Origin of the sequence: Streptomyces sp. NPDC087440 (assembly GCF_044744005.1) — a bacterium.
Classification (GTDB): Bacteria; Actinomycetota; Actinomycetes; order Streptomycetales; family Streptomycetaceae; genus Streptomyces.
The window spans coordinates 662444-682462 of record NZ_JBIUXN010000002.1; the positions used below are offsets into that span (position 1 = coordinate 662444).

The following is a 20019-nucleotide window of genomic DNA, read 5'->3' on the forward strand; positions in this document are numbered from 1 at the left end:
ATCCCCGTCACCACGCGCAGTACCCTCGACGCCACTCCAGGTGATGGGATGACCCCATGGACGACGCGATCCGGCACCCCCTCGCGCATGCGCGTCGCGCGTGCGGGTGGTCGCAGGCGGAGCTTGCGCGGCAGGTGCAACGGGCCGCCCAGAGGCGGGGGTTGAGGTCCGGGGCGACTCGGCAGCGTATCTACAAGTGGGAGAGCGGGCGGGTCGTGCCCGATGCCGAATCGCAGGTGTGCTGGGCGATGTCTTCGGGGTCGGGGTGGAGAGGGCCGTCGCGCTCGGGTGGCCCGGGTGGTTGCCCGGGAGCGACAGATTCCTGCCGTTCGGGCCGCACAGCACCGTTCCCGCACTTCGAGAGGCACTGAGGGATTCGATGGACCGTCGCGATTTTCTGGCGTACAGCGGGGCTGCACTCGGCGCGCTCGCCCAGCAGTGGGCGCACCTCGATGCGGCGAGCGCCGCTCCCGGCAGGGGGAGCAGTGCCGTCGGGGCGGCGGACGTGGGGTGGCTGGAGGAGACCGGCAGCCGGCTGACCGGGCTCGTCACCGAGCAGCGGCAGTATGCCGCGCAGCTCCTCGACGCCCATCTGGCGACCGTCACCGACCTGATCGAGCAGGGGCGGTACGAGGCCGGGGTGGGCCTGCGGTTGCACCGGCTCGGGGCCTCGCTGTCGCAGGCGGTCGGGTGGCACCGGTTCGACCAGGGGCAGCACGCGGCGGCGGCCCGGTTCTGGCACGGGGCACTGCACGGGGCGCAGGCCGCCGGGGACCGGGACATGGGGGCGGGGGTTCTGTCGGATCTCGCGTACCAGACGACGTGGCTGGGCGACCCGAGGACGGCCGTGGACATCCTCGGGCACACGGTCCGCCGAACCCGGCATCCGGCCGCCCGGTCACTGCTGCACCTGCGGCTGGCCCGGGCGCAGGCGGCCACCGGGGACGCGGCCGGGTCCCGGGGGTCGCTGGCGGCGGCCGAACGGGCGTGGGCCGAAGCCGGGGCCCACCCCGATCCCGCGCCCGCCTGGTGTGCGTGGATGTCGGACGCCGACCTCGCCGTGGACTCCGGGCGGTGCCTGCTGGACGCGGGGGACGTTCGCGGTGCGCTGCGGCTGATGGACGAGGGGGCGCGGCTGCTGCCCGGGGCGCGGGCCAAGACCCGGGCGGTGTTCCTCACGTACGAGGCGGACGCCCACCTCAGGGCCGGTGAGATCGACCGGGCGGCGGTCACCGCCCGGGAGTCCCTGGAGCTGGCCCGCCGCATCGGCGCACCGCGCTGCCTGGCGCTCGTACGGGGGCTGGGGCCCGGATTCGTACCGCATGGGGGCGTGGCGGGGGTGGATGCGCTACTGGTGGGGATGGGGTGAGGGCGACCACACTGGGGCCATGGATGTCCTCGGCCGGGGGCCCGCTGCGCCGCTCGACCGGTTCATCGACGACGTCGAGGAGGAGGACCCGTGGGCACAGTGATCCTGCACAGCGTGGTGTCGGTGGACGGCTTCATCGCCGACGAGAAGGGCGACGTCGGGCCCCTGCACGACTGGTACTTCGGCGGGGACGTCCCCGTCGGCGAGGACCCGCAGAGCGAGGGGCACGACCATTCCGGGACGGGCGGCGGCTTCCGGGTCTCCCGTGCGTCGGCGGACTACCTCCGGTCGATGTGGGCGTCGATCGGCACGATCGTGATGGGCCGCAACCTGTTCGACCAGGTCAACGGCTGGGAGGGCAGGCCGCCGGCCGGTGAGCACGTGGTCGTCGTCTCCCACCGGCCCAAGCCCGAGGGGTGGCACCCCGAGGCGTCGTACCACTTCGTCGAGGGCGCGGCGGCGGCGATCGCGAAGGCGCAGGAACTCGCCGGGGACCGGACCGTCGCCGTGAACGCCGGTGACGTGGGCGCCCAGATCTTCGCCGCCGGGCTGGTGGACGAGGTGGCGATGGACGTGGTCCCGGTGGTGTTCGGCTCGGGCAGGCGCTTCTTCGGGGGTGTCGCCACGCAGCACCTGCTGGAGGACCCGCACCTGGTCATCCAGGGAGAGCGGGTGCTGCACCTGAAGTTCGCGGTACGCCGATGAGCGGTGCGCCGCTGAGCCGAGGCTGCCGGGCGCGGCCGACGGGTCACCGGGGCGCGGCCGACGGGTCACCCGGGCGGGGCGATCACCAGCTCCGTGCGGGGATCGTGGGCGAGAGGGGCCGGGCCTCCGACGATCAACGTCGCGTGCTCCCACGGGCGTTCGCGGGCCAGGAAGGGGGTCTCCTCCCGGAGCCAGTTCGTCACGTGCTCGCGCTGAGGTGTCGCGTCCCCGTCCCGCAGCGTCGTACGGCGCTCCTGCGCGTCCAGGTCCCCCTGCATCCACACCGACGCGTCCAGCCAACCGGCCAGCTCCGCGCGGACGGCGCCCGTGCCCTCCACCCAGACCACCGGGGCGGTGGCCGGGACCGTGATCGAGCCGGGGCGGCCGTGTGCCGTCCACGCCCCGGGGCGGAAGTCCACCGGCTCGCCCCGGTGCAGGGGGCGCAGGATGTGCGTGGCCAGGAGCTCGGCCCAGGCGAAGTAGGCGTGGTTCCAGGCGAGGTCGTCCGTGTGGACGACGGCGGAGTGCGGGACCGCCGCGCTCAGGAGTGCGGCGAGGGTGGTCTTGCCGGAACCTCCCCGGCCGTCGATCGCGATCAGGCGGGGGCGTCCGCCGGACAAGGCCGCGTCCGCGCCCAGCAGCCGCACCACCTCCCCCAGCGGCACCACCCGCCACCCCACCGCCTCGGTCTCCCCCGTACGCAAGCGCATGCCGAGCCTCCCGTCCTCCGTGTCCGGGTACCCCGTACGGAGGCCCAACGCATGCGGTCGCGCCCACGGCCGCCCAGGCTGGGCGCATGGGAGCGAGCGGAGAGAGCCGACGGGGGCGCGTGCGCCGGGTGATCCGGTACGTCATCGGGCTGACCCTCGCCCTCGCCCTCGCCGCCTGCGGAGGCGGCAGCGGAGGCAGCGGAGGCAAGGACACGGCCTCCTCGGCGCCGCCCCCCGTCCCCGCGCCCAAGGCCGACTGGAAGGACTGTCCCCTCACCGGGCAGCCCACCCGCGAGTGCGCCACCCTCAAGGTGCCCATCGACGCCGCCAAGCCCGGATCCGGAACCCTCGGCCTCGCCGTCTCCCGGCTGCCCGCCACCGACAAGCGGCGGCGCATCGGCGCGCTGGTGATGGACCCCGGCGGGCCGGGTCTGCCAGGGCTGTACACCACGGCCGCCCTGCTGCCCCCGCAGATCCGCGCGCTGTACGACGTCGTCGGGTTCGACCGGCGCGGCTCCGGCAAGAGCACGCCGGTCGACTGCGGGGAGCCCGGCGGGGCGATCGACAAGCTGGGCAGCGAAGGGGAGTTCGCCGACCTGGAGAAGGCGGACCCGGCCGCCGTCGAGCGGGACGCGAAGGCGTACGTCACCAAGTGCCGGGCGAAGTACGGCGAGTTGCTGGCGCACCTCGGGACCGCCGACACCGTCTCCGACCTCGAATCCATGCGGCTCGCCCTCGGCGAGGAGAAGCTGAGCCTGCTCATGGTCAGTTACGGGACCGTGGTCGCCCAGGACTACCTGCGCACCCACCCCGACCGGGTCCGCGCCGCCGTCCTCGACGGCACGGTCGACACCTCGGAGTCCGGCGTCCTGGCCGCCCTCGGCAGCGACGCGACCGAGGACGAGGCCTCCGGGACCGCCGGGAAGACGGAGGAGCAGAAGAAGGAGGCCCAGATCCGCGCCCAGACGGCGGGGTTCCGGGAGTGGTGCACGGCCTCCGGGCCCGCCGAGTGTGCGGTGGCGCCCAAGCCGGAGGACGCGCTGGCGACGGTTTCCGGCCGGGACCGCGACACCCTGGCGAAGGCCGCCGACGCCGTGATGGTCGTGCCGTCCGACTGGCCGGGCTTCAGCCGGGCCCTCGACAAGGCGGCGGACGCCGCGCCGGGGGACCGGGCCGCGTACGCCGATCTGCGCACGTACGCCGACAAGGGCTTCCCGAAGGACGTCGCCGCCGCGCTCAAGCACCCCGGCACCCCGGCCGCCTTCGAACTCGGCGTCAAATGCGCCGACTTCGCCTGGCCGAAGACCACCGCCGGGCTCCTGAAGGAGGTAGCGGAGGAGGCGAAGGCAAAGGGCGCGGAGGGGAGTGCCGCCTACTACGCGGCGTTCTACTCCCCCTGCGCCGTCTGGCCGCGCGGCGGGCCCACGCTCGGCGAGATCCGGGCCGGGAAGGCCCCGCGTCCGCTGATCCTCAACGCCGAGAAGGACGTACGCACAACCCTCGCCGAGGCCGAGAAGACGGCCAAGACGCTGCCCGCCTCGCTCCTCAAGGTCGGCGGGCAGGTCCACGGGCTCGCCCAGTCCGGCAACCCCTGCGTGAACACGGCGGTGGTGAAGACCCTGGTCGACGGCGCGACGCCGAAGGACGGGACCTGCCCAGAAAACTGACCACTCGGCGAGCAGGGGGAGGGGGCTTGAAGGGAGTTGGGCGGTGCGGGCATCCTGAGGGGGAGAAGAGAGAGTTCCGCCGTTCGGCAGTGTGCGGCCCCTGATTCGGCTCGTCGCGGACGCCGCGGCGGACGGGGTGATGACGCATGGCCGCACGAGAACCCGCACAGCAGCACGGTGAACTCACCGTCCTGCTCGGTGCGTTGCGGGCCGGAGGCAAGGGGCCCGACACCGACTGGGCGGTACGCTGCGCGCGGCTTCTGGACATGGACGGCCTGTGCGTGTCGAGTCAGGCCGACTCGGGCGAACTGCTCTGGTTCAGCGGTGAGTTGAGCGCACGGCTGGACGACCTCCAGTTCACGGTCGGCGAGGGCCCCAGCTTCGAGGCGGGCAAGCACGGCACCCTGTCCCTCGCCACCGATCTGCGCACCATCCCCACCCGCCACTGGGCCGCCTTCGTGCCGGGGGCCGAGGAATTGGGCGTACGGTCCGTGTTCGCCTTCCCGCTCCGGCTCGGGGCGATCAGCGTGGGGGCGATGACCGGCTACCGCCGTGAGCCCAGAGCGCTCACGGAGGCGGGCATCGACGCCGCCCTCACGCTGTGCGACGCCCTCACCCTGTACCTGCTTTCCTCGGTCGCGCCACCGGGCCGGGGGGAGCCGCACGCGACGGTGCGCCCGGGATCGTACGAGAGTGATCGTGGTGCGTACGAGAACGACCGCGATACGTACGAAAGCGACCGGGGACCGCACGAGAACGACCCGGGCAACCGCCCGAGCGGCCTGCACCGGGCCGTGGTGCACCAGGCCAGCGGCATGCTCAGCGTCGAACTCGGCGTGAATCTGGCCACCGCTCTCGACCGATTGCGCGCTTACGCATTCGCCCACCACCGCCCTATCGTCGCCGTCTCCCGCGATGTCGTGGCCCGGCGGGTCCAGCTGACCGCCGACTGTCCCGGCCCCGGCCATGCGGGGTGCGGCAACGGATGACGGCAGCCGGGACACGGGAAGACCGAGGAAGCAGAGTTATGAACCCGGAACGTGAATTGACGCTGGCGGACGCGTTCGTCGAGCTGGCCGACACTCTCGCCGACGAGTTCGACGTGATCGACTTCCTGCAACAACTGTCCGTACGGTGCTGCGAGTTGCTCGACATCTCGGTGGCGGCCGTACTGCTCGCCCCGCCCGGCGAGGAACTGCGGCACGTCGCGCCCTGCGACCCGGGCGAGGAACTCACCGAACTCCTCGACACGGCGGCCGAGGAGGGCCCGGCGCTGGACTGCTACACCGGAAGCGGCCCGAGCGGCACCGGCGACGTGACGCGCGTCAATCTCGCCGGGGGAGTACCGGCCGCGCGGTGGGGCGCGTTCGTGCCGATGGCGCGGCGGGCCGGGTACACCTGGGCGACCGCGCTGCCGCTGCGGCTGCGCGGGGAACGCCTGGGCAGCCTGCTGCTCCTGCGCACGGGGGAGAGCCCGCTGCCCCCGACGGACGTACGGCTCGGGCAGGCGCTCGCCGACGCCGCCGCGATCGGCCTCGTACACGAACAGACCCTGCGCGCCCACCGCGCCACCGGGGTCCAGCTGCGCTCCGCCCTGCACAGCCGCATCGTCATCGAACAGGCGAAGGGCATTCTGGCGGCGCGGCTGGGGGTGGGGGTGGACGACGCGTTCACGGTGCTGCGCAGGCATGCGCGGAGCAACAGCAGGCGGCTCACGGAGGTGGCCCGGCAGGTCATCGACGAGGGGCTGCTGCCGGTCGCCTGACGCGCGGCTGCCTGACGCTCGGCTAGTTGAAGCGGCGCAGGTGCTCCTCCGTCGGCCGGAAGCGTTTGGAGCAGTTGCCGCACCACCAGCGCCAGTGGTGCTCGTCGGTCTCCCGGATCTCGGCCCGGGTGTCCTTCCAGAGGAGCCCCTGACGGCAGTTGGGGCAGGTGGGAGGGATGGGCGGCGGGGACGGGACACCGTGGGCGGGGTCCGCTGCGGGGGCTGTTGTACGTGTGGACATCCCGGCAGAGTGCACCTCTGCGGCGTGGCGTGGGGCGATTTCGTGAAGGCATCACCCCTTCGGGTCAGGCGGGGTCGGATGAGGTCGGGTCGGATCCGGTCGGGCCGGGCGAGGTCGGGACCGGTGCGGTCAGGCCGGGCCGGATGAGGTCGGGACCGGTGCAGTCAGGCCGACGGCCCCAGATCCGCACCGAGCCAGTGCTCGGGGCGCATGCGCAGGGTGACGAGCCCGCCCCGGGCGAGGGACTTCTCGACGTACGCCCCGACCGCCTCCGCCGGGAGGTAGCGGGAGGCGATGGCCGCGAGTTCGTCGGCGGTGGTGTCCCGGAGCGGGGCGAGCGGCCCCTCGACGGACACGTACCGGTACGTAGGCGTCGCCCGCTGGACGAGCACGGTGAGCCGCTCGGCGGCCTCGGCGGCGCGGCCCTTCCGGGAGGCGCGGGCGGTGGTGACGATGAGGTCGCCGCCGGGCTCGTACGCGTACCAGACAGGAACGGAGAGGGGGGCCCGGCCGGGGTGGGCGGCGTCGGGGAGGGCGATGCTCGCGACGTGCGGCTCGGCGAGGAGGGCGTGGCGTTCCTGGGGGGTGAGCGGCATGAGGGGCCCTTTCCGAGTCTCGACCTTTAGATGGCTTATGCATCTATATTGCACCCGCGCAGGGGCGGGGTGGCGCACACCGGGCTACTTTTGTCACTAAATGCCCCATCCTCACCCCCGGAAGGCGCCATGACTACTCCCACCCGCGTGAACGTGGCCGTCATCTACTACTCCGCGACCGGCGTCGTCGCCGCCATCGCCAAGGAGATCGCGGCGGCAGCCGAGGAGGCCGGCGCGAACGTGCGGCTGCGCAGGGCGACCGAACTGGCCCCGCAGGCGGCCATCGACTCCAACCCGGCATGGGCCGCGAACGCGGCCGCGACGGCGGACATCGAGGAGGCCGCACCGGCGGACATGGAGTGGGCGGACGCGGTCATCTTCGGCACGCCGACCCGGTACGGAAACGTGTCCTCGCAGCTCAAGCAGTTCATCGACACGCTCGGCGGACTGTGGGCGGCAGGCAAGCTGGCCGACAAGGTCTACAGCGGCTTCACCTCGTCCGCGACCCTGCACGGCGGCCAGGAGTCGACCCTGCTGGCGCTCTACAACTGCGCGTACCACTTCGGCGGGATCATCGTGCCGCCCGGCTACACGCAGCCGTCGAAGTTCGAGGACGGCAATCCGTACGGCACCTCGCACGTGGACGGCAACGGCACGAACCCGGTGGACGACGTCACGCGGACGGCGGCGCGGGTGCAGGGGCACCGGGTGGTGCGGTTCGCGTCGGCGATCAAGGCGGGGCTGGAGTAGGGGACCGGACCGAGCGGGGGGGGGATCCCGCACCGGCCGGGCGGGGGGAGGATCCCGTACCGGCCCGACGGGCGGGAATAGATCCCGTACCGCACCCGTTCTTGAGTTCGTTCAACTTTCAACAGTCACAGACGGACTCACAACAGGCGGGTGCCTCGATGAACGCGATGCAGTTCGGAATCTTCACCGTCGGCGACGTCACGCCCGACCCGACGACGGGCCGGACGCCGACCGAGCACGAGCGCATCAAGGCGATGGTGGCGATCGCGCAGAAGGCGGAGGAGGTCGGCCTCGACGTCTTCGCGACCGGCGAGCACCACAACCCGCCGTTCGTCCCGTCCTCCCCCACCACGATGCTCGGCTACATCGCGGCGCGCACCGAGCGCCTCATCCTCTCCACCTCCACCACGCTCATCACCACCAACGACCCGGTGAAGATCGCGGAGGACTACGCGATGCTCCAGCACCTGGCCGACGGGCGCGTCGACCTGATGATGGGGCGCGGCAACACGGGCCCGGTCTACCCGTGGTTCGGCAAGGACATCCGCCAGGGCATCCCGCTCGCCGTCGAGAACTACGCGCTGCTGCACGAGCTGTGGCGCAAGGAGGTCGTGAACTGGGAGGGCCGGTTCCGCACCCCCCTCCAGTCCTTCACCTCCACGCCCCGCCCGCTGGACGGCGTCCCGCCGTTCGTCTGGCACGGCTCGATCCGCTCCCCGGAGATCGCCGAGCAGGCGGCCTTCTACGGCGACGGCTTCTTCGCGAACAACATCTTCTGGCCGAAGGACCACTTCCGGAAGCTGATCAACCTCTACCGCGAGCGGTACGCGCACTACGGCCACGGCACCCCCGACCAGGCCATGGTCGGCCTGGGCGGCCAGCTCTTCCTGCACAAGAACTCGCAGGAGGCCGTGCGCCGCTTCCGCCCCTACTTCGACAACGCCCCGGTCTACGGCCACGGCCCCTCCCTCGAAGACTTCACCTCCCAGACCCCGCTCACGGTCGGCTCCCCCCAGGAGGCCATCGAGAAGACCCTGACCTTCCGCGAGACCTTCGGCGACTACCAGCGCCAGCTCTTCCTCCTGGACCACGCGGGCCTGCCCCTGAAGACGGTCCTGGAACAGCTCGACATCCTCGGCGAGGAGGTCGTCCCGGTCCTGCGCGCCGAATTCGCCAAGAACCGCCCGGCGAACGTGCCGGACGCCCCGACCCACGCGGCCCGAGTCGCCCAGGCACTCGCCGCCGACTCCGCCTCCACCCCCAACTCCGACTCCGACTCCAAGGAGGTCAACGCGTCATGACCACCCACCCGAGCCGCCTCGTGGTCGTCTCGGCGGGCCTGAGCGTGCCCTCCTCGACCCGCCTCCTCGCCGACCGCCTGGCCGAGGCCGTCCACACCGAACTCCCCACCACCACCGTCGAGTTCATCGAACTCCGCGAACTGGCCACCGCCATCGCCAACCACCTCGTGACGGGCTTCCCCAACGAAACCCTCCACCAGGCGATCGACGCCGTCTCCACGTCCGACGGCCTGATCGCCGTCACCCCGGTGTTCGCGGCCTCGTACAGCGGCCTGTTCAAGTCCTTCTTCGACCTGATCGACCCGGACGCGCTCACCGGCACGCCCGTCCTGATCGCGGCGACCGGCGGCACGCCCCGCCACTCCCTCGCCCTGGACCACGCGGTCCGCCCGCTCTTCTCGTACCTCCACGCGCTGACCGTCCCCACCTCGGTCTTCGCGGCCTCCGAGGACTGGGGCGGTGAGGGCGACGCCTTCACGGCCCACCTGCCGGGCCGGATCACCCGGGCGGCCTCGGAGCTGGCCGCCCAGATGCGGATACGGAGCACCCGCCCGGCCGCCGAGGAGGTGACCCCCTTCGCCCAGCAGCTCTCCGACCTGCGCCTGGACTGACCGTTTCACGTAGATTGTCCGCAAAGACACCACCCGAAGGGAACCTCCCATGGCAGAAGGCAAGATCGTCGTCGGCGTGGACGGCTCGGACCAGTCCGTGCGCGCCCTGCACTGGGCCGCCCGCCAGGCCGGCCTGACCGGCGCGGAACTGGTCGCGGTGACGGCCTGGGAGTACCCGACCTGGGGCGGCCTGACCCCGGAAGCCGCGACGTACGACCCGGAACGCGAGTCGGCGAAGGTCCTCACGGAGACCGTCGAACGGGCCCTGGGCGCGGAGGCCGCCACCCAGGTCACCCAGAAGACCCACAAGGGCAACGCCGCCGAGGCCCTCCTGAAGCAGGCGGAGAGCGCGGACCTCCTGGTCGTGGGCGCCCGCGGCTACAGCGGCCTGAAGGCCACGGTCCTGGGCTCGGTCTCCCTGCACGTGGTCCAGCACTCCCCGGTACCGGTGACGGTGGTACGCGGGGAGTAGCCCCCGACCTGCAAAAACCTTGACCGGGCCCGAGACCTGACCGATGGTTCTCGTACGGATCAAGGGGTGGGAAGCAGCATGACGGCGTACGCATACGCGGACAGGTGCGAGGAGCTCTTCGCGTTGGGCGCCTACGCCCGGGTGCGGGCCGCCGCCACGGAGGGGCTCGCCGAGGCGGGCCCCGATCCGGTGCTCCAGCGGTGGCTCGGCCTGGCGCATGCGGCCGAGGAGGACGACGACCACGACGACGAGGCAGAGGCGGCGTACGAGGAGGGCCTGCGGCTCTGGCCCGACGACCTCGGCCTCCTCGTCTCGTACCTGGAACTGTGCCTGCGCGCCGACGGCTGGGAGCACCCGGCTCGCGAACGCAGGGCCCAGCCCCTCAGGGACCGGATCGCCGAGCTGGCCCCGCCGGGCTCGCCCGAGGCCCAGCAGGTCGAGGCCGCGCTGGGCTGGGCGGGCCGGGGCTACTGGGAGGACACCCGGGCCAAGCTGGACCGGGCCCGGGCCGAGGGGGCGGCGCTCAGGAACCTCGGCGCGGTGCCCGCCGCCCACCCCGAGGACCTCCACGCCACGGAGGCCGCCGCTGCGGCGGAGACCCTGGGCGGCCCCTGGAACGCGCCGCTCCGCCTGATCCACCGCTACCGGATCGCCGCCTACGTGGCCGCTCTCGCCCTCTCCTTCCTGACCAACACCCTCCTGGTCAGGACCGGAACGCTCTCCTTCAGCCTGTGGGGCTGGTTCTGGTACGTCCCCCTGTTCCTGGCCGAGGCCAAACTCAAGCAGACCCGCCAACTGGCCAGGGAGCGGGCCGCCGCCGCGGTCGAAGCCCGTTACGCCGTGCGTCAGTCCGAGCGCGAGTAGAAGTAGTAGTACGCGCCGATGCCGATGCCCGCGCCCACCGCGAGCCCCAGCGCCGCCGAGCTGAGCACGCTGCCGTCGCCCCGGCTGGCCAGGAAGCCCATCGCCACCCCGGTCAGCACGCCGAAGCCCAGTGCCCGCACGCCCGGCGTGCCCGCCCGCAGTGCCTGCCAGACGCCCGCGAACAGGGCGGCGAAGAGCAGGCCGCACAGGAGGCCGAGCCAGACGTTGCCCGCGGTCAGCTCGCCGCCCTTGCGGTCGACCAGGCCGACGTACAGGCCGTAGATCAGGCCGAGGGTGGCGGAGAGGCCGCCGATGGCGCGCGGGGTGGCCGTGCTCCTGGTGACTCCGACAGGGCCCGCGTTCCGTACAGGTACCGCCGCGTGTGCTCCCATGACAGCTCCGTCCGATCGCCCCCTGGTTCGCCCCACCAGGTCACACCCGGTCGGCGGACGCGGCAAGTGGATCAAGGTCGTACACCGGCCCGCCCGGTCACCGCTACGGCGGCGCTCCGCTCGCGCCGCCGCACGGGTCCGGTTTGGGTGGGGGCATGCTGCTGCGCCGTCTCCTGCCCGCCGTCCTGCTCGCCCTCGTGGCGCTGCTCGTGCCCGTCGGCGCGGTCGCCGTCTGGTCGGACGTCGAGGTCGAGGACACCGGGCGGTACGTCGCCACCATGGCCCCCCTGGCCGAGGACCCGGACGTACAGAAGGCGGTCGCCACCCGCCTGACCAGCGAGATCATGAAGCAGATCGACCTCGGCCCGCTCCAGAACGGCGCCGAGCGGCTGATCGGCGAGGCGGCCCGCTCCTTCGCCGGCACCGAGCCGTACCGCAAGGCCTGGAACACGGTCAACCGCGTCACCCACGACGCCTTCCGCGACGCGCTCGCCGCCGAGCGGGGCAGCGGCGACCGGGTGCGGCTCGACCTCGCGCCCGTCACGGCCGAGCTGAAGCAGCAGCTCAAGGACGACGGGGTGCCGTTCGCGGGGCGGATTCCGGTCGCCCGCACGGACCTGACGCTGGTCAAGACCGACCAGCTGGACACCTGGCGGTCCGGGTACGCCTTCCTCAAGGCGGCCGCGTGGTGGGTGCCGGTGGCGGTCGCCCTGCTGGTGGCGGGGGCGGTCGTGCTGTCCGTACGGGGACGGAGGCTGCCGGCCCTCGCGGCGGCCGGGGGCGCGTTCGTGCTCGGCGCGCTGCTGCTGGCGCTGATCCTCGCGGTGGCGCACAACCTGGCCCTGTCGAGCCTGCCCGAGGACGTGAGCCGGGCGGCGGGCGAGGCGGTCTACTCCACGGCGACGGGCGGGCTGCGGACCACCGCCTGGTGGCTGGGGCTGGGCGGGCTCGCGGTGGCGCTGGCGGCGGGCGGCACGTGGTGGGTGCGGGGCCGGAGGGTGAATTCCGGCACCCCTTCGGACCAGTGGGCTCGCGAGGACGCGGCGGCGCACGCAAGGTGACCGGCATGAAGACCACGAAGATGACCCGCGTTGTCAGTGCCGCCGTCCTGACCTCCGTCCTCGCGCTGACCGCCTCCGCGTGCGGCGACGACAACAAGTCCGCGGCGGACGCCGTCTCCGACGCCACCCAGAAGGCGGGCGAGGCAGCCGCGTCCGCCACCCAGAAGGCGGGCGACGTCGCCGCGTCGGCCACCGCGAAGGCGGGCGAGGCCGCGGACAAGGCCAAGGAGGCGTACGCGTCGGCCTCCGCCTCGGCCGACGAGAAGTTCAAGGACGTCAAGGACGGGGTCGACGCCAAGGACGAGGTGAAGGTGGGCGCGGTCAAGGAAGACGGCGACCGCAGCACGGCCGAGGTGACGGCCACCAACAAGGAGACCAAGGAGCAGACCTACCTGGTCCAGGTGAACTTCCGCGACGCGGGCGGCAACCTGCTCGACGCGGTCGTCGTGAACGTCAAGGACGTGGCGGCGGGCAAGGACGGCACGGCCGTCGCCAAGAGCAACCGGGCCCTGGCGGGCGAGATCAAGGCCGAGGTGGGCAAGGTCCTGCGCCACGGCTGACCCCCTCCCGGCGACGGGGGCGCACGGTCCGGGACCGGAGGCACACGACCGTCCCCCGACCCGAGCACACGACCGTCCGGCGGCGGGGGCACGAGTCGCGCCCCCGTCGCCCCTCCGCCAGGCTGGACGCAGCAGTCCCGCCGTCCCGACGCCTACGGAGGAGCGCCGCCATGAGCACCCCCGCGGAATCCGACACCCCGGACACCCCCGAGATCCTCGGCAGCATCGACCGCCTCGTCGCCGAGGAGCACGAGCTCCGGCAGCGCGCCGCCTCCGAGGGCGGCCGCCCCGGCGGCCTCTCCGACGCCGACCGCACCCGGCTCGCCGCCCTCGAAGTGCAGCTCGACCAGTGCTGGGACCTGCTGCGCCGCCGTCGCGCCCGCTCCGAGTACGGGCAGGACCCCACCACGGAGAAGGTCCGCCCCGCGCACGAGGTCGAGGGCTACACGGGCTGAGCCGAGGACCGCACCGGCCGACCGAAGCCTCCGGCACCGGCCGAAATCCCTGGCCAGGGCCTCTGACCTGCACCTCCACTCCAGTTCACAACCTTGTCACGGTGCACGCACCTGGTTCTCACTCGATCACCCGTTCGTGGCACCATGTGCTGCGTTCCGGGCGCTCCATGGCCCCCGCCCGTACGGCCCCGCCCCCGGACGCGGCCCGCACAGCTCACTCCCACGCCGGCCGAGACCGCGGAGTACGGCAGCGAAGGGACCGGGTGCGCAGTGCGATCACGAACAGAGGCAGCAGGGGCAGGCGCGAACCGCAGGACGACGCGAACCCGTGCTGCCGCCGCGCTCGCCCTCGCCGCCGCCCTCGCGCTGACCTCCTGCGGCGGCTCCGAACAGCCCCAGGACTCCGCCACCACGAACCTCGCGCGGCCCGACGTCCCGGCCCCCGAAGCCCGTTGGGACGACTGTCCCGTCACCGGCCAGCCCACCCGCGAGTGCACCACCCTCAAGGTGCCGATCGACGCGGCCAAACCCAGCGGCGGCAAGATCGAACTCGCCGTCTCGCGGATCCCGGCCACCGACCGCAAGCGCCGCCTGGGCGTGCTGGTCATGGACTCGGGCGGCCTCGGCCTCCAGGGCCGCTACACCGCCGCCAACACCCTCCCGCCGCAGCTGCGCGCCCTGTTCGACGTCGTCGGCTTCGACCGGCGCGGCACCGGACAGAGCACTCCCGTCGACTGCGGCCCGGCCCCGGCCCCGGTCGCCGCGCTGGACACCGCCAAGAAGCTGCCCGAGACCCCGGAGGCGACCGCGGCCGTCACCGAGGCCTCGAAGACGTACATCGCCGACTGCCGGGCGAAATACGGCCCGTTGCTCTCCCACCTGGGCACCGCCGACGTCACCGCCGACCTGGAGTCGATCCGCCTCGCCCTGCACGAGGACAAGCTGAACCTCCTCCTCCACTCGTACGGGACCCTGCTCGGCCAGGACTACCTGGCCGCCCACCCCACCCGGGTGCGCGCCGCCGTACTGGACTCGACGTACGACCCCCACCGCACCGGCACCGAGCACGCCGTCGACGCGGCGAAGAGCCCGGAGGCGGTCAGCAGCACCCAGGACCTGACCAAGGCCACGCCGCCCACCCCGTACGCCGCCCGCCTGCGCGCCTACACGGCGGGCTTCCGCACCTGGTGCAGTGCGGCCGGTCCCGCCGAGTGCGCGCTCTCGCCGGACCCGCAGAAGTACCTCGACCAGGTCGCCCGCAAGGCCCCCAACCTCCAGCAGGCCGCGTACGCCGTCATGGCGAACCCGGCGGACTGGCCGGGCTTCAGCCGCGCCGTCGACCTGGCACTGGACGGCACCAAGGACCCCGAGCACCCGGCCTACTCGGAGCTGCGGACGTACGCCGAGCAGGGCTTCCCCCAGGACGTCGCGGACGCCGACGAGAGCGCCCCCACCTCCTACGCCCTCACCCTCGCCAACCACTGCACCGACTTCGCCTGGCCCCGCGACACCGGGGCCCTCCTCGACGGCATCACGCGGGCCGCGAAGGCGGGCGGCAAGCCGGACGCCGCCCCGGCCCTCGGTGCCGCCTACGCCCCGTGCGCCCAGTGGCCGCAGAGCCCCGGCGGCACCCTCGGCCCGCTCACCCTCAAGAAGCTCCCGCCCGCCAAGCTCAAGGCCGCCCCGCGCCCCCTCCTCATCAACACCGAACGCGACCCCCGCACGCCCGTGCTGGGCGCCTGGCACGTGGGCACCCGCTACCCGGCCGCCCTGCTCCGCGTCGGCGGCGCCACCCACAACATGAGCCTCAAGGGCAACCCCTGCATCTCCTCGCACCTCCTGACCACCCTGGTCAACGGCACGCCCCCGAAGAACGCGAAGTGCCCGGCGGTGTGATCCACACCCACCGGGCACCCTCGCTACGAGGTCACCTGCCGGCACCCCCGGCACGAGGTCACACGCCGATGTCGCGGCCGTCCTTGCGCCAGACCGACACGACCGCCGGGCGGACCATCTTGCCGGGGCCGTCGGGCCAGGCCGAGAGGGGGTTGTCGACGGTCGCGCCGTCGAGCTCGCCCGGGTGCTGGACGGCGACCAGGACGCGGCTGTCCTGGATCAGCGGGCCACAGGTCTCCGCCCCGGACGGAACGGTGAGGAACTGCTTCAGCTCGCCGCGCCGCTCACCGGCCGTCGCGACGCCGAACAGGCCGTCGTGGGAGCCGAGTTGGTTGCCGTCGGTGGAGATCCACAGATTGCCGTGGGCGTCGAAGGCGACGTTGTCCGGGCAGGAGATCGGCGAGACCTTGTCCTTCGGGAAGCCCGCGAAGTAGGTGGCGGGGTCCTTCGGGTCGCCCGCGACGAGGAAGAGGCGCCAGGCGAAGGTGGTGGCCGTGGGGTCGTTGCGGCGCTCGGCGAGTTCGAGGATCTGGCCGTGCTTGTTGAGGTTGCGCGGGTTGGCCTCGTCCGCGCCCGCCTTGCCGGGCTTGCCGCGGTCGGTGTTGTTGGTGAGGGCGACGTAGACGCGGCCCGTGCGCGGGGACGGCTCGACGTCCTCGGGGCGGTCCATCTTCGTCGCGCCGACCTTGTCGCCCGCGAGGCGCGTGAAGACGTACACCTCCTCGGCGGTCATGCCCGGGACGTGCGACTTCGTGCCGGTGGCGAGCGGGATCCAGGTGCCGGAGCCGTCGAACTCGCCGTCGTTCGGGAGCTTGCCCGTGCCGTCGATCTCGGCCGCCGGGCTGTCGCCGGTCAGCTTGGCGACGTACAGCGTGCCCTCGTCGAGGAGGGTGAGGTTGTGCTCGCGGGCGGAGCGCGAATTCCCCTTCCGCATCCGCTTGGACGACACGAACTTGTACAGGTAGTCGAAGCGCTCGTCGTCGCCCATGTAGACGACCGGGCGGCCGTCGTCGGTCAGGCGCGGCTGCGCGGCCTCGTGCTTGAAGCGGCCGAGCGCGGTGCGCTTGCGCGGGGTCGAGTCCGGGTCGTACGGGTCCAGCTCGACGACCCAGCCGTGCCGGTGGGACTCCTGGGGCTCCTGGGCGATGTCGAAGCGCTTGTCGAACCGCTCCCACTTGCGCTCCGAGGGGCCCTGCTGGAGGCCGTACCGCTTGTCCGTCGCGCTCTTCGCGTGGTCGGCGTTGGCGAAGTAGCCGTTGAAGTTCTCCTCGCCGTGGAGGGTGGTGCCCCACGGGGTGGTGCCGCCCGCGCAGTTGGCGAAGGTGCCGAAGACCTTGGTGCCGGTCGGGTCGGCGGAGGTGCGCAGGAACTTGCTGCCCGCGGCCGGGCCGGTGAGCTTCATCGGGGTGGTGACCGTGATGCGGCGGTTGAGGTGGTGGCGGGGGACGGCGGTCAGGCCCGCGTTGCGACGGTTCTCCTCGACCACGACGACGCCCAGGCCGTGCGCGGCCCACGCGATCTCGACCTGCTCACGGGTCGGGTTCTTCGGGTCGTACCCCCGGAACATCAGGTTCTCGTCCGTGTACTCGTGGTTGGCGACCAGGAGTTGACGCTCGCGGCTGCCGAACTCGCCCCGCAGGGGGAGCAGCGACAGGAAGTCGTTGTTGTACCCGAACTGGCCGGCCTGGGCCTTCGCCGTCTGGTTCTCCGGGTCGAAGGCGGGCGCGCCGCGCAGGATCGGGTCGCCCCACTTGATGACGACGTTCTGCTCGTAGCCCTCGGGGATGGTGACCTTGTCGTCCTTGTTGGGGGCGACGGGGGTGAAGCGCAGGCCCTTGGCGGCCTTGTCCTTCGGCTTCGGGGGGCGGTGGCCCGCCGCGGGGGCCGCCACGGCCTCCGGCGCGCTGCCGACCGCGAGGGCGCCGCCCGCTGTGGCGGCGACGGTGACGACGGCTGCGGCGCGCATCATCGAGCGGCGGGAGAGGGTGCTGGCGATGATGTCGCCGACGTACTCGTTGTCGCTGGTGTTGGGGACTTCCTGGAAGCAGGCGTCACCGCAGCGGTAACGGCACGTCAGGGCGGAGCGTCCGCCCGCGTGCGGCGACGGGTTGAGCAGCGGCAGCAGGTTGCGCACGGGTCGGGTCCCCTCCGAGGTCATATGTGCGTACGAATCCGGGGGTTCGGCCCGGTCACGGCGGTGACACTAGGGGGCGTGGGGGGTGTGCGCGGGGCCCCCGGGGTGAACGCCAAGTGAAGTCCAACCAACTGGTCCCCTTCGGGCGCCCCCCTTCACCACCCGGGCCTCCTGGGGCTCCGGCTCTTCCGCCCTCGCCCCCTGGGACTCCGCCCTTTGCCGCCCCAGCCTCTGGGCTCCGTCCCTTCCACCCTCGCCCTCTTGGGCTCCGCCCACCGCTCCCCGCAGCCCCTTGGGCCCGCCTCTTGCCGCCCCGCCTCCTTGGGCGACGGGGCCGCCCTTCCCCACCCTTCCCCGTAGCCCCCTTGGGCGGCGGGGCCGTCCCTCCCCACCTTCCCCCTAGCCGCCTTGGGCGGCGGGGCCGCCCCTCCCCACCTCCCCCCTAGCCGCCTTGGGCGGCGGGGCCGCCCCTCCCCACCTACCCCCTAGCCCCCTTGGGCGGCGGGGCCGCCCCCCGGGGGCGGAACGGGCGGGCAAGGGGGCGGCCCCTCCCGCTCCCGGCCCACCCGGGTGCCGCCCCCGGCCCAGCACCTGTGCCGGACGCGCGTCCAAAGGGGCCTGGCCCGCCCCCGTACCGGACATGCGGCCCCGCCCGGCTCAGGCAGAAGAGGCCCCGGACCCGCCCCTTTCCCTAAAGCGCTCGCCGCGCGGCTGCACACGGTTCCCGTGCGGGTGCGTCGTGGCTGGTCGCGCAGTTCCCCGCGCCCCTGACGGGGCGCCCAGCGCGGCGGAGCCGCACGTGCAATAAAGTCCCGCGCCCCTGGCGGGGCCCGGCCGGGTTCAGGAGGAGGCGCCCACCAGTTCCCGCTCCGCCGACTCCGACTCCGACTCCGCCCTCACCGGCGCACCCCCCTTCGGATCCCGCATCATCAGGAAAGCGACCGCCGCCGCCACCAGCACCCCCGCCGCGCTCAGCAGGAACGTCGTGCCCACACCCGAGGTGAAGGCCTCCCGGGCGGTCTGCGCCAGGGCGGAGTCGCCCACCGCCAGCGCCTCGCTGATCGAGTGCCGCGCCGCCGAAGGAGCCGATTCCGGCATGCCCGCCGCGTACCCCGTCGCGAGGATCGACCCCAGGGCCGCGACCCCCAGCGCCGCCCCCGCCTGCTGGATGGTGTCGTTCAGCGCCGACCCGACCCCCGCGTGCTCCGCCGGAATCGCCCCCATCAGGGCCGTGATCGCCGCCGGCATCGCCAGCCCCGCACCCGCACCCACCGCCACCATCGCCGCCGCCAGCATCACAAAGCCGTCGCCCTGGTCGACCGTGCCCAGCAGGACGAAGCCGCCCGCCAGGACCAGCAGGCCGATCGCCGCCATCGCCCGGTTACCGATCTTCTGGCCGAGCGTCGCGCCGAGGCCGTTGAAGGCGAGGGCGGCGACCGCCATCGGGATGAAGGCCGAGCCCGCCTCCGTCGGCGAGTAGCCGAGCACGAACTGCACGTACTGGGTGACCACCAGCAGCATCCCGCCGTTGCCCACCTGCACCAGCGTCAGCGACAGGCTGCCGCCCGCGAAGTTGCGGTCACGGAAGAGGCGCAGCGGCACCATCGGCTCGTCGACCTTCAGCTCCCAGGCGATGAAGGCGGCCAGGCCGACCACCGCAACGACCAGCGCGACCACGGTCCCCGTGTTGCCGAGCCCGCCCTTGGGCAGCTCGTTGATGGTCCAGATCAGCGCGACCATGCCGACGACCGACAGCGCCGCCCCCACCGGGTCCGCCTTCTTCCACGCGCCCTTCGACTCCGGCATCAGGAACAGCGCCGCGAGGATCGCCACGCCCGCCACCGGCACGTTGATCAGGAACACCGCGCCCCACGAGAAGTGCGTGACCAGCGCGCCGCCCAGCACCGGACCGCCGATGAGCCCCAGCATCGAGACCGAGCCCCACACCGCCATCGCCTTGCGCAGCTCGTCCGCCGCGAAGACCGTCATCAGGATCGACAACGTACTCGGCATGATCAGCGCCCCGCCGATCCCCATCACCGTACGTGCGGCGATGAGTTGGGCCGGGTCGGATGCGAACGCCCCTGCCAGGGAGGCGAGTCCGAAGAGCGCGAGCCCCATCACCATCACCTTCCGCCGCCCGAAGCGGTCGGAGAGGCTGCCGGAGGTGAGGAGCAGTCCGGCGAAGACCAGGATGTAACTCTCCAGCACCCACTGGATGTTCTGCGGCGTCGCCCCCAAGTCCTCGGTGAGGGACGGGACTGCGACGGTGAGCGCCATGTTGTCGATGACCAGCACCAGCGTGGCCAGGCACAGCACCATCAGGATGATCCAGCGTCGCGGGTTGCGCACCACCGGGCCTTCCGAACCAGCTTCCTGCGCCGCCGACTTGAGCGTTTCCATGTCCAACCTCCTTTGCCCCGCGCCCCCTTGCAGGGTGCTGCGTACGACGTTCCCTTGTTGCGAACAC

General features: G+C 72.8%; 20 protein-coding genes. 14 read left to right on the forward strand and 6 right to left on the reverse strand.

Translation table 11 applies throughout. The features are described from left to right. Positions 1-379 precede the first annotated feature (379 nt). Together ACIO3O_RS07780 and ACIO3O_RS07785 are read left to right on the forward strand one after the other, a co-directional pair. Entirely contained in the window at positions 380-1369 is a 990-nt protein-coding gene (locus ACIO3O_RS07780; protein ID WP_401743182.1) for an XRE family transcriptional regulator, read from the forward strand. Positions 1370-1459: 90 nt separating this feature from the next. Then, positions 1460-2074 carry a dihydrofolate reductase family protein gene (locus ACIO3O_RS07785; protein WP_401743184.1) on the forward strand — a complete coding sequence of 205 codons (615 nt, stop codon included), beginning with the start codon at positions 1460-1462 and terminating at the stop codon, positions 2072-2074. A 65-nt stretch (positions 2075-2139) separates the two neighbouring features. Here the strand turns inward: ACIO3O_RS07785 and ACIO3O_RS07790 are convergent, their stop codons facing one another. Further along, positions 2140-2784, reverse strand: coding sequence for a uridine kinase (locus ACIO3O_RS07790; RefSeq protein WP_401743185.1), 645 nt, complete (start codon positions 2782-2784; stop codon positions 2140-2142). An 86-nt stretch (positions 2785-2870) separates the two neighbouring features. On the opposite strand from ACIO3O_RS07790, the gene ACIO3O_RS07795 reads away from it, so the two are divergent. From ACIO3O_RS07795 to ACIO3O_RS07805, 3 genes are all read left to right on the forward strand, one after another. After that, positions 2871-4451: an alpha/beta fold hydrolase gene (locus tag ACIO3O_RS07795; RefSeq protein WP_401743187.1), complete on the forward strand. Its 1581-nt coding sequence runs from the start codon at positions 2871-2873 to the stop codon at positions 4449-4451. A gap of 146 nt (positions 4452-4597) precedes the next feature. Then, positions 4598-5440, forward strand: a complete 843-nt coding sequence (locus tag ACIO3O_RS07800; RefSeq protein ID WP_401743189.1) for an ANTAR domain-containing protein — start codon at positions 4598-4600, stop codon at positions 5438-5440. A gap of 38 nt (positions 5441-5478) precedes the next feature. Beyond that, entirely contained in the window at positions 5479-6216 is a 738-nt protein-coding gene (locus tag ACIO3O_RS07805; RefSeq protein WP_401743192.1) for a GAF and ANTAR domain-containing protein, read from the forward strand. A 22-nt stretch (positions 6217-6238) separates the two neighbouring features. Here the strand turns inward: ACIO3O_RS07805 and ACIO3O_RS07810 are convergent, their stop codons facing one another. Further along, complete coding sequence (locus ACIO3O_RS07810) at positions 6239-6457, reverse strand: hypothetical protein (protein ID WP_401743193.1); 219 nt, start codon at positions 6455-6457, stop codon at positions 6239-6241. A 164-nt stretch (positions 6458-6621) separates the two neighbouring features. Next, a complete protein-coding gene (locus ACIO3O_RS07815; RefSeq protein ID WP_401743195.1) occupies positions 6622-7053 on the reverse strand; it encodes a pyridoxamine 5'-phosphate oxidase family protein in 432 nt (143 codons plus the stop codon). Between the two features lie 129 nt (positions 7054-7182). On the opposite strand from ACIO3O_RS07815, the gene wrbA reads away from it, so the two are divergent. The 5 genes from wrbA to ACIO3O_RS07840 all read left to right on the forward strand — a co-directional run bounded on the left by wrbA (position 7183) and on the right by ACIO3O_RS07840 (position 11051). Then, the gene (gene wrbA, locus ACIO3O_RS07820) at positions 7183-7803 is read left to right on the forward strand and encodes an NAD(P)H:quinone oxidoreductase (protein WP_401743196.1); all 621 of its coding nucleotides are present in this window, start codon (positions 7183-7185) and stop codon (positions 7801-7803) included. Positions 7804-7970: 167 nt separating this feature from the next. After that, entirely contained in the window at positions 7971-9104 is a 1134-nt protein-coding gene (locus ACIO3O_RS07825; RefSeq protein WP_401743442.1) for an LLM class flavin-dependent oxidoreductase, read from the forward strand. Continuing rightward, entirely contained in the window at positions 9101-9715 is a 615-nt protein-coding gene (locus ACIO3O_RS07830) for an FMN reductase (protein WP_401743199.1), read from the forward strand. Before ACIO3O_RS07825 ends, ACIO3O_RS07830 begins: the two co-directional genes overlap by 4 nt. A gap of 49 nt (positions 9716-9764) precedes the next feature. Beyond that, complete coding sequence (locus tag ACIO3O_RS07835; protein ID WP_401743201.1) at positions 9765-10187, forward strand: universal stress protein; 423 nt, start codon at positions 9765-9767, stop codon at positions 10185-10187. 78 nt (positions 10188-10265) lie between these two features. Next, on the forward strand, positions 10266-11051 hold the full coding sequence (locus ACIO3O_RS07840; protein WP_401743203.1) for a hypothetical protein: 786 nt from the start codon (positions 10266-10268) through the stop codon (positions 11049-11051). On the opposite strand, the gene ACIO3O_RS07845 is transcribed toward ACIO3O_RS07840, so the two are convergent. Beyond that, a complete protein-coding gene (locus ACIO3O_RS07845; RefSeq protein WP_401743206.1) occupies positions 11033-11443 on the reverse strand; it encodes a hypothetical protein in 411 nt (136 codons plus the stop codon). The genes ACIO3O_RS07840 and ACIO3O_RS07845 overlap by 19 nt on opposite strands. A gap of 155 nt (positions 11444-11598) precedes the next feature. Here ACIO3O_RS07845 and ACIO3O_RS07850 point away from each other — a divergent pair, with 155 nt between their 5' ends. From ACIO3O_RS07850 to ACIO3O_RS07865, 4 genes are all read left to right on the forward strand, one after another. Then, on the forward strand, positions 11599-12504 hold the full coding sequence (locus tag ACIO3O_RS07850; RefSeq protein ID WP_401743208.1) for a hypothetical protein: 906 nt from the start codon (positions 11599-11601) through the stop codon (positions 12502-12504). 5 nt (positions 12505-12509) lie between these two features. Beyond that, positions 12510-13064: a hypothetical protein gene (locus tag ACIO3O_RS07855; RefSeq protein WP_401743210.1), complete on the forward strand. Its 555-nt coding sequence runs from the start codon at positions 12510-12512 to the stop codon at positions 13062-13064. Between the two features lie 170 nt (positions 13065-13234). Next, a complete protein-coding gene (locus ACIO3O_RS07860; protein WP_401743212.1) occupies positions 13235-13519 on the forward strand; it encodes a DUF2630 family protein in 285 nt (94 codons plus the stop codon). 270 nt (positions 13520-13789) lie between these two features. Beyond that, complete coding sequence (locus ACIO3O_RS07865; RefSeq protein ID WP_401743213.1) at positions 13790-15415, forward strand: alpha/beta fold hydrolase; 1626 nt, start codon at positions 13790-13792, stop codon at positions 15413-15415. 58 nt (positions 15416-15473) lie between these two features. Here the strand turns inward: ACIO3O_RS07865 and ACIO3O_RS07870 are convergent, their stop codons facing one another. Together ACIO3O_RS07870 and ACIO3O_RS07875 are read right to left on the reverse strand one after the other, a co-directional pair. Further along, positions 15474-17549 carry a PhoX family protein gene (locus tag ACIO3O_RS07870; protein ID WP_401743216.1) on the reverse strand — a complete coding sequence of 692 codons (2076 nt, stop codon included), beginning with the start codon at positions 17547-17549 and terminating at the stop codon, positions 15474-15476. An 840-nt stretch (positions 17550-18389) separates the two neighbouring features. After that, on the reverse strand, positions 18390-19952 hold the full coding sequence (locus tag ACIO3O_RS07875; RefSeq protein WP_401743219.1) for an MFS transporter: 1563 nt from the start codon (positions 19950-19952) through the stop codon (positions 18390-18392). Positions 19953-20019 lie beyond the last annotated feature (67 nt).

Bases quoted from the DNA above. Each gene is read 5' to 3' on its own strand.
- ACIO3O_RS07780 (WP_401743182.1), top strand. From the start codon at position 380: ATGGACCGTCGCGATTTTCTGGCGTACAGCGGGGCTGCACTCGGCGCG.
- ACIO3O_RS07790 (WP_401743185.1), bottom strand. From the start codon at position 2,784: ATGCGCTTGCGTACGGGGGAGACCGAGGCGGTGGGGTGGCGGGTGGTG.
- ACIO3O_RS07795 (WP_401743187.1), top strand. From the start codon at position 2,871: ATGGGAGCGAGCGGAGAGAGCCGACGGGGGCGCGTGCGCCGGGTGATC.
- ACIO3O_RS07800 (WP_401743189.1), top strand. From the start codon at position 4,598: ATGGCCGCACGAGAACCCGCACAGCAGCACGGTGAACTCACCGTCCTG.
- ACIO3O_RS07805 (WP_401743192.1), top strand. From the start codon at position 5,479: ATGAACCCGGAACGTGAATTGACGCTGGCGGACGCGTTCGTCGAGCTG.
- ACIO3O_RS07810 (WP_401743193.1), bottom strand. From the start codon at position 6,457: ATGTCCACACGTACAACAGCCCCCGCAGCGGACCCCGCCCACGGTGTC.
- ACIO3O_RS07815 (WP_401743195.1), bottom strand. From the start codon at position 7,053: ATGCCGCTCACCCCCCAGGAACGCCACGCCCTCCTCGCCGAGCCGCAC.
- wrbA (WP_401743196.1), top strand. From the start codon at position 7,183: ATGACTACTCCCACCCGCGTGAACGTGGCCGTCATCTACTACTCCGCG.
- ACIO3O_RS07825 (WP_401743442.1), top strand. From the start codon at position 7,971: ATGCAGTTCGGAATCTTCACCGTCGGCGACGTCACGCCCGACCCGACG.
- ACIO3O_RS07830 (WP_401743199.1), top strand. From the start codon at position 9,101: ATGACCACCCACCCGAGCCGCCTCGTGGTCGTCTCGGCGGGCCTGAGC.
- ACIO3O_RS07835 (WP_401743201.1), top strand. From the start codon at position 9,765: ATGGCAGAAGGCAAGATCGTCGTCGGCGTGGACGGCTCGGACCAGTCC.
- ACIO3O_RS07840 (WP_401743203.1), top strand. From the start codon at position 10,266: ATGACGGCGTACGCATACGCGGACAGGTGCGAGGAGCTCTTCGCGTTG.
- ACIO3O_RS07845 (WP_401743206.1), bottom strand. From the start codon at position 11,443: ATGGGAGCACACGCGGCGGTACCTGTACGGAACGCGGGCCCTGTCGGA.
- ACIO3O_RS07850 (WP_401743208.1), top strand. From the start codon at position 11,599: ATGCTGCTGCGCCGTCTCCTGCCCGCCGTCCTGCTCGCCCTCGTGGCG.
- ACIO3O_RS07855 (WP_401743210.1), top strand. From the start codon at position 12,510: ATGAAGACCACGAAGATGACCCGCGTTGTCAGTGCCGCCGTCCTGACC.
- ACIO3O_RS07860 (WP_401743212.1), top strand. From the start codon at position 13,235: ATGAGCACCCCCGCGGAATCCGACACCCCGGACACCCCCGAGATCCTC.
- ACIO3O_RS07875 (WP_401743219.1), bottom strand. From the start codon at position 19,952: ATGGAAACGCTCAAGTCGGCGGCGCAGGAAGCTGGTTCGGAAGGCCCG.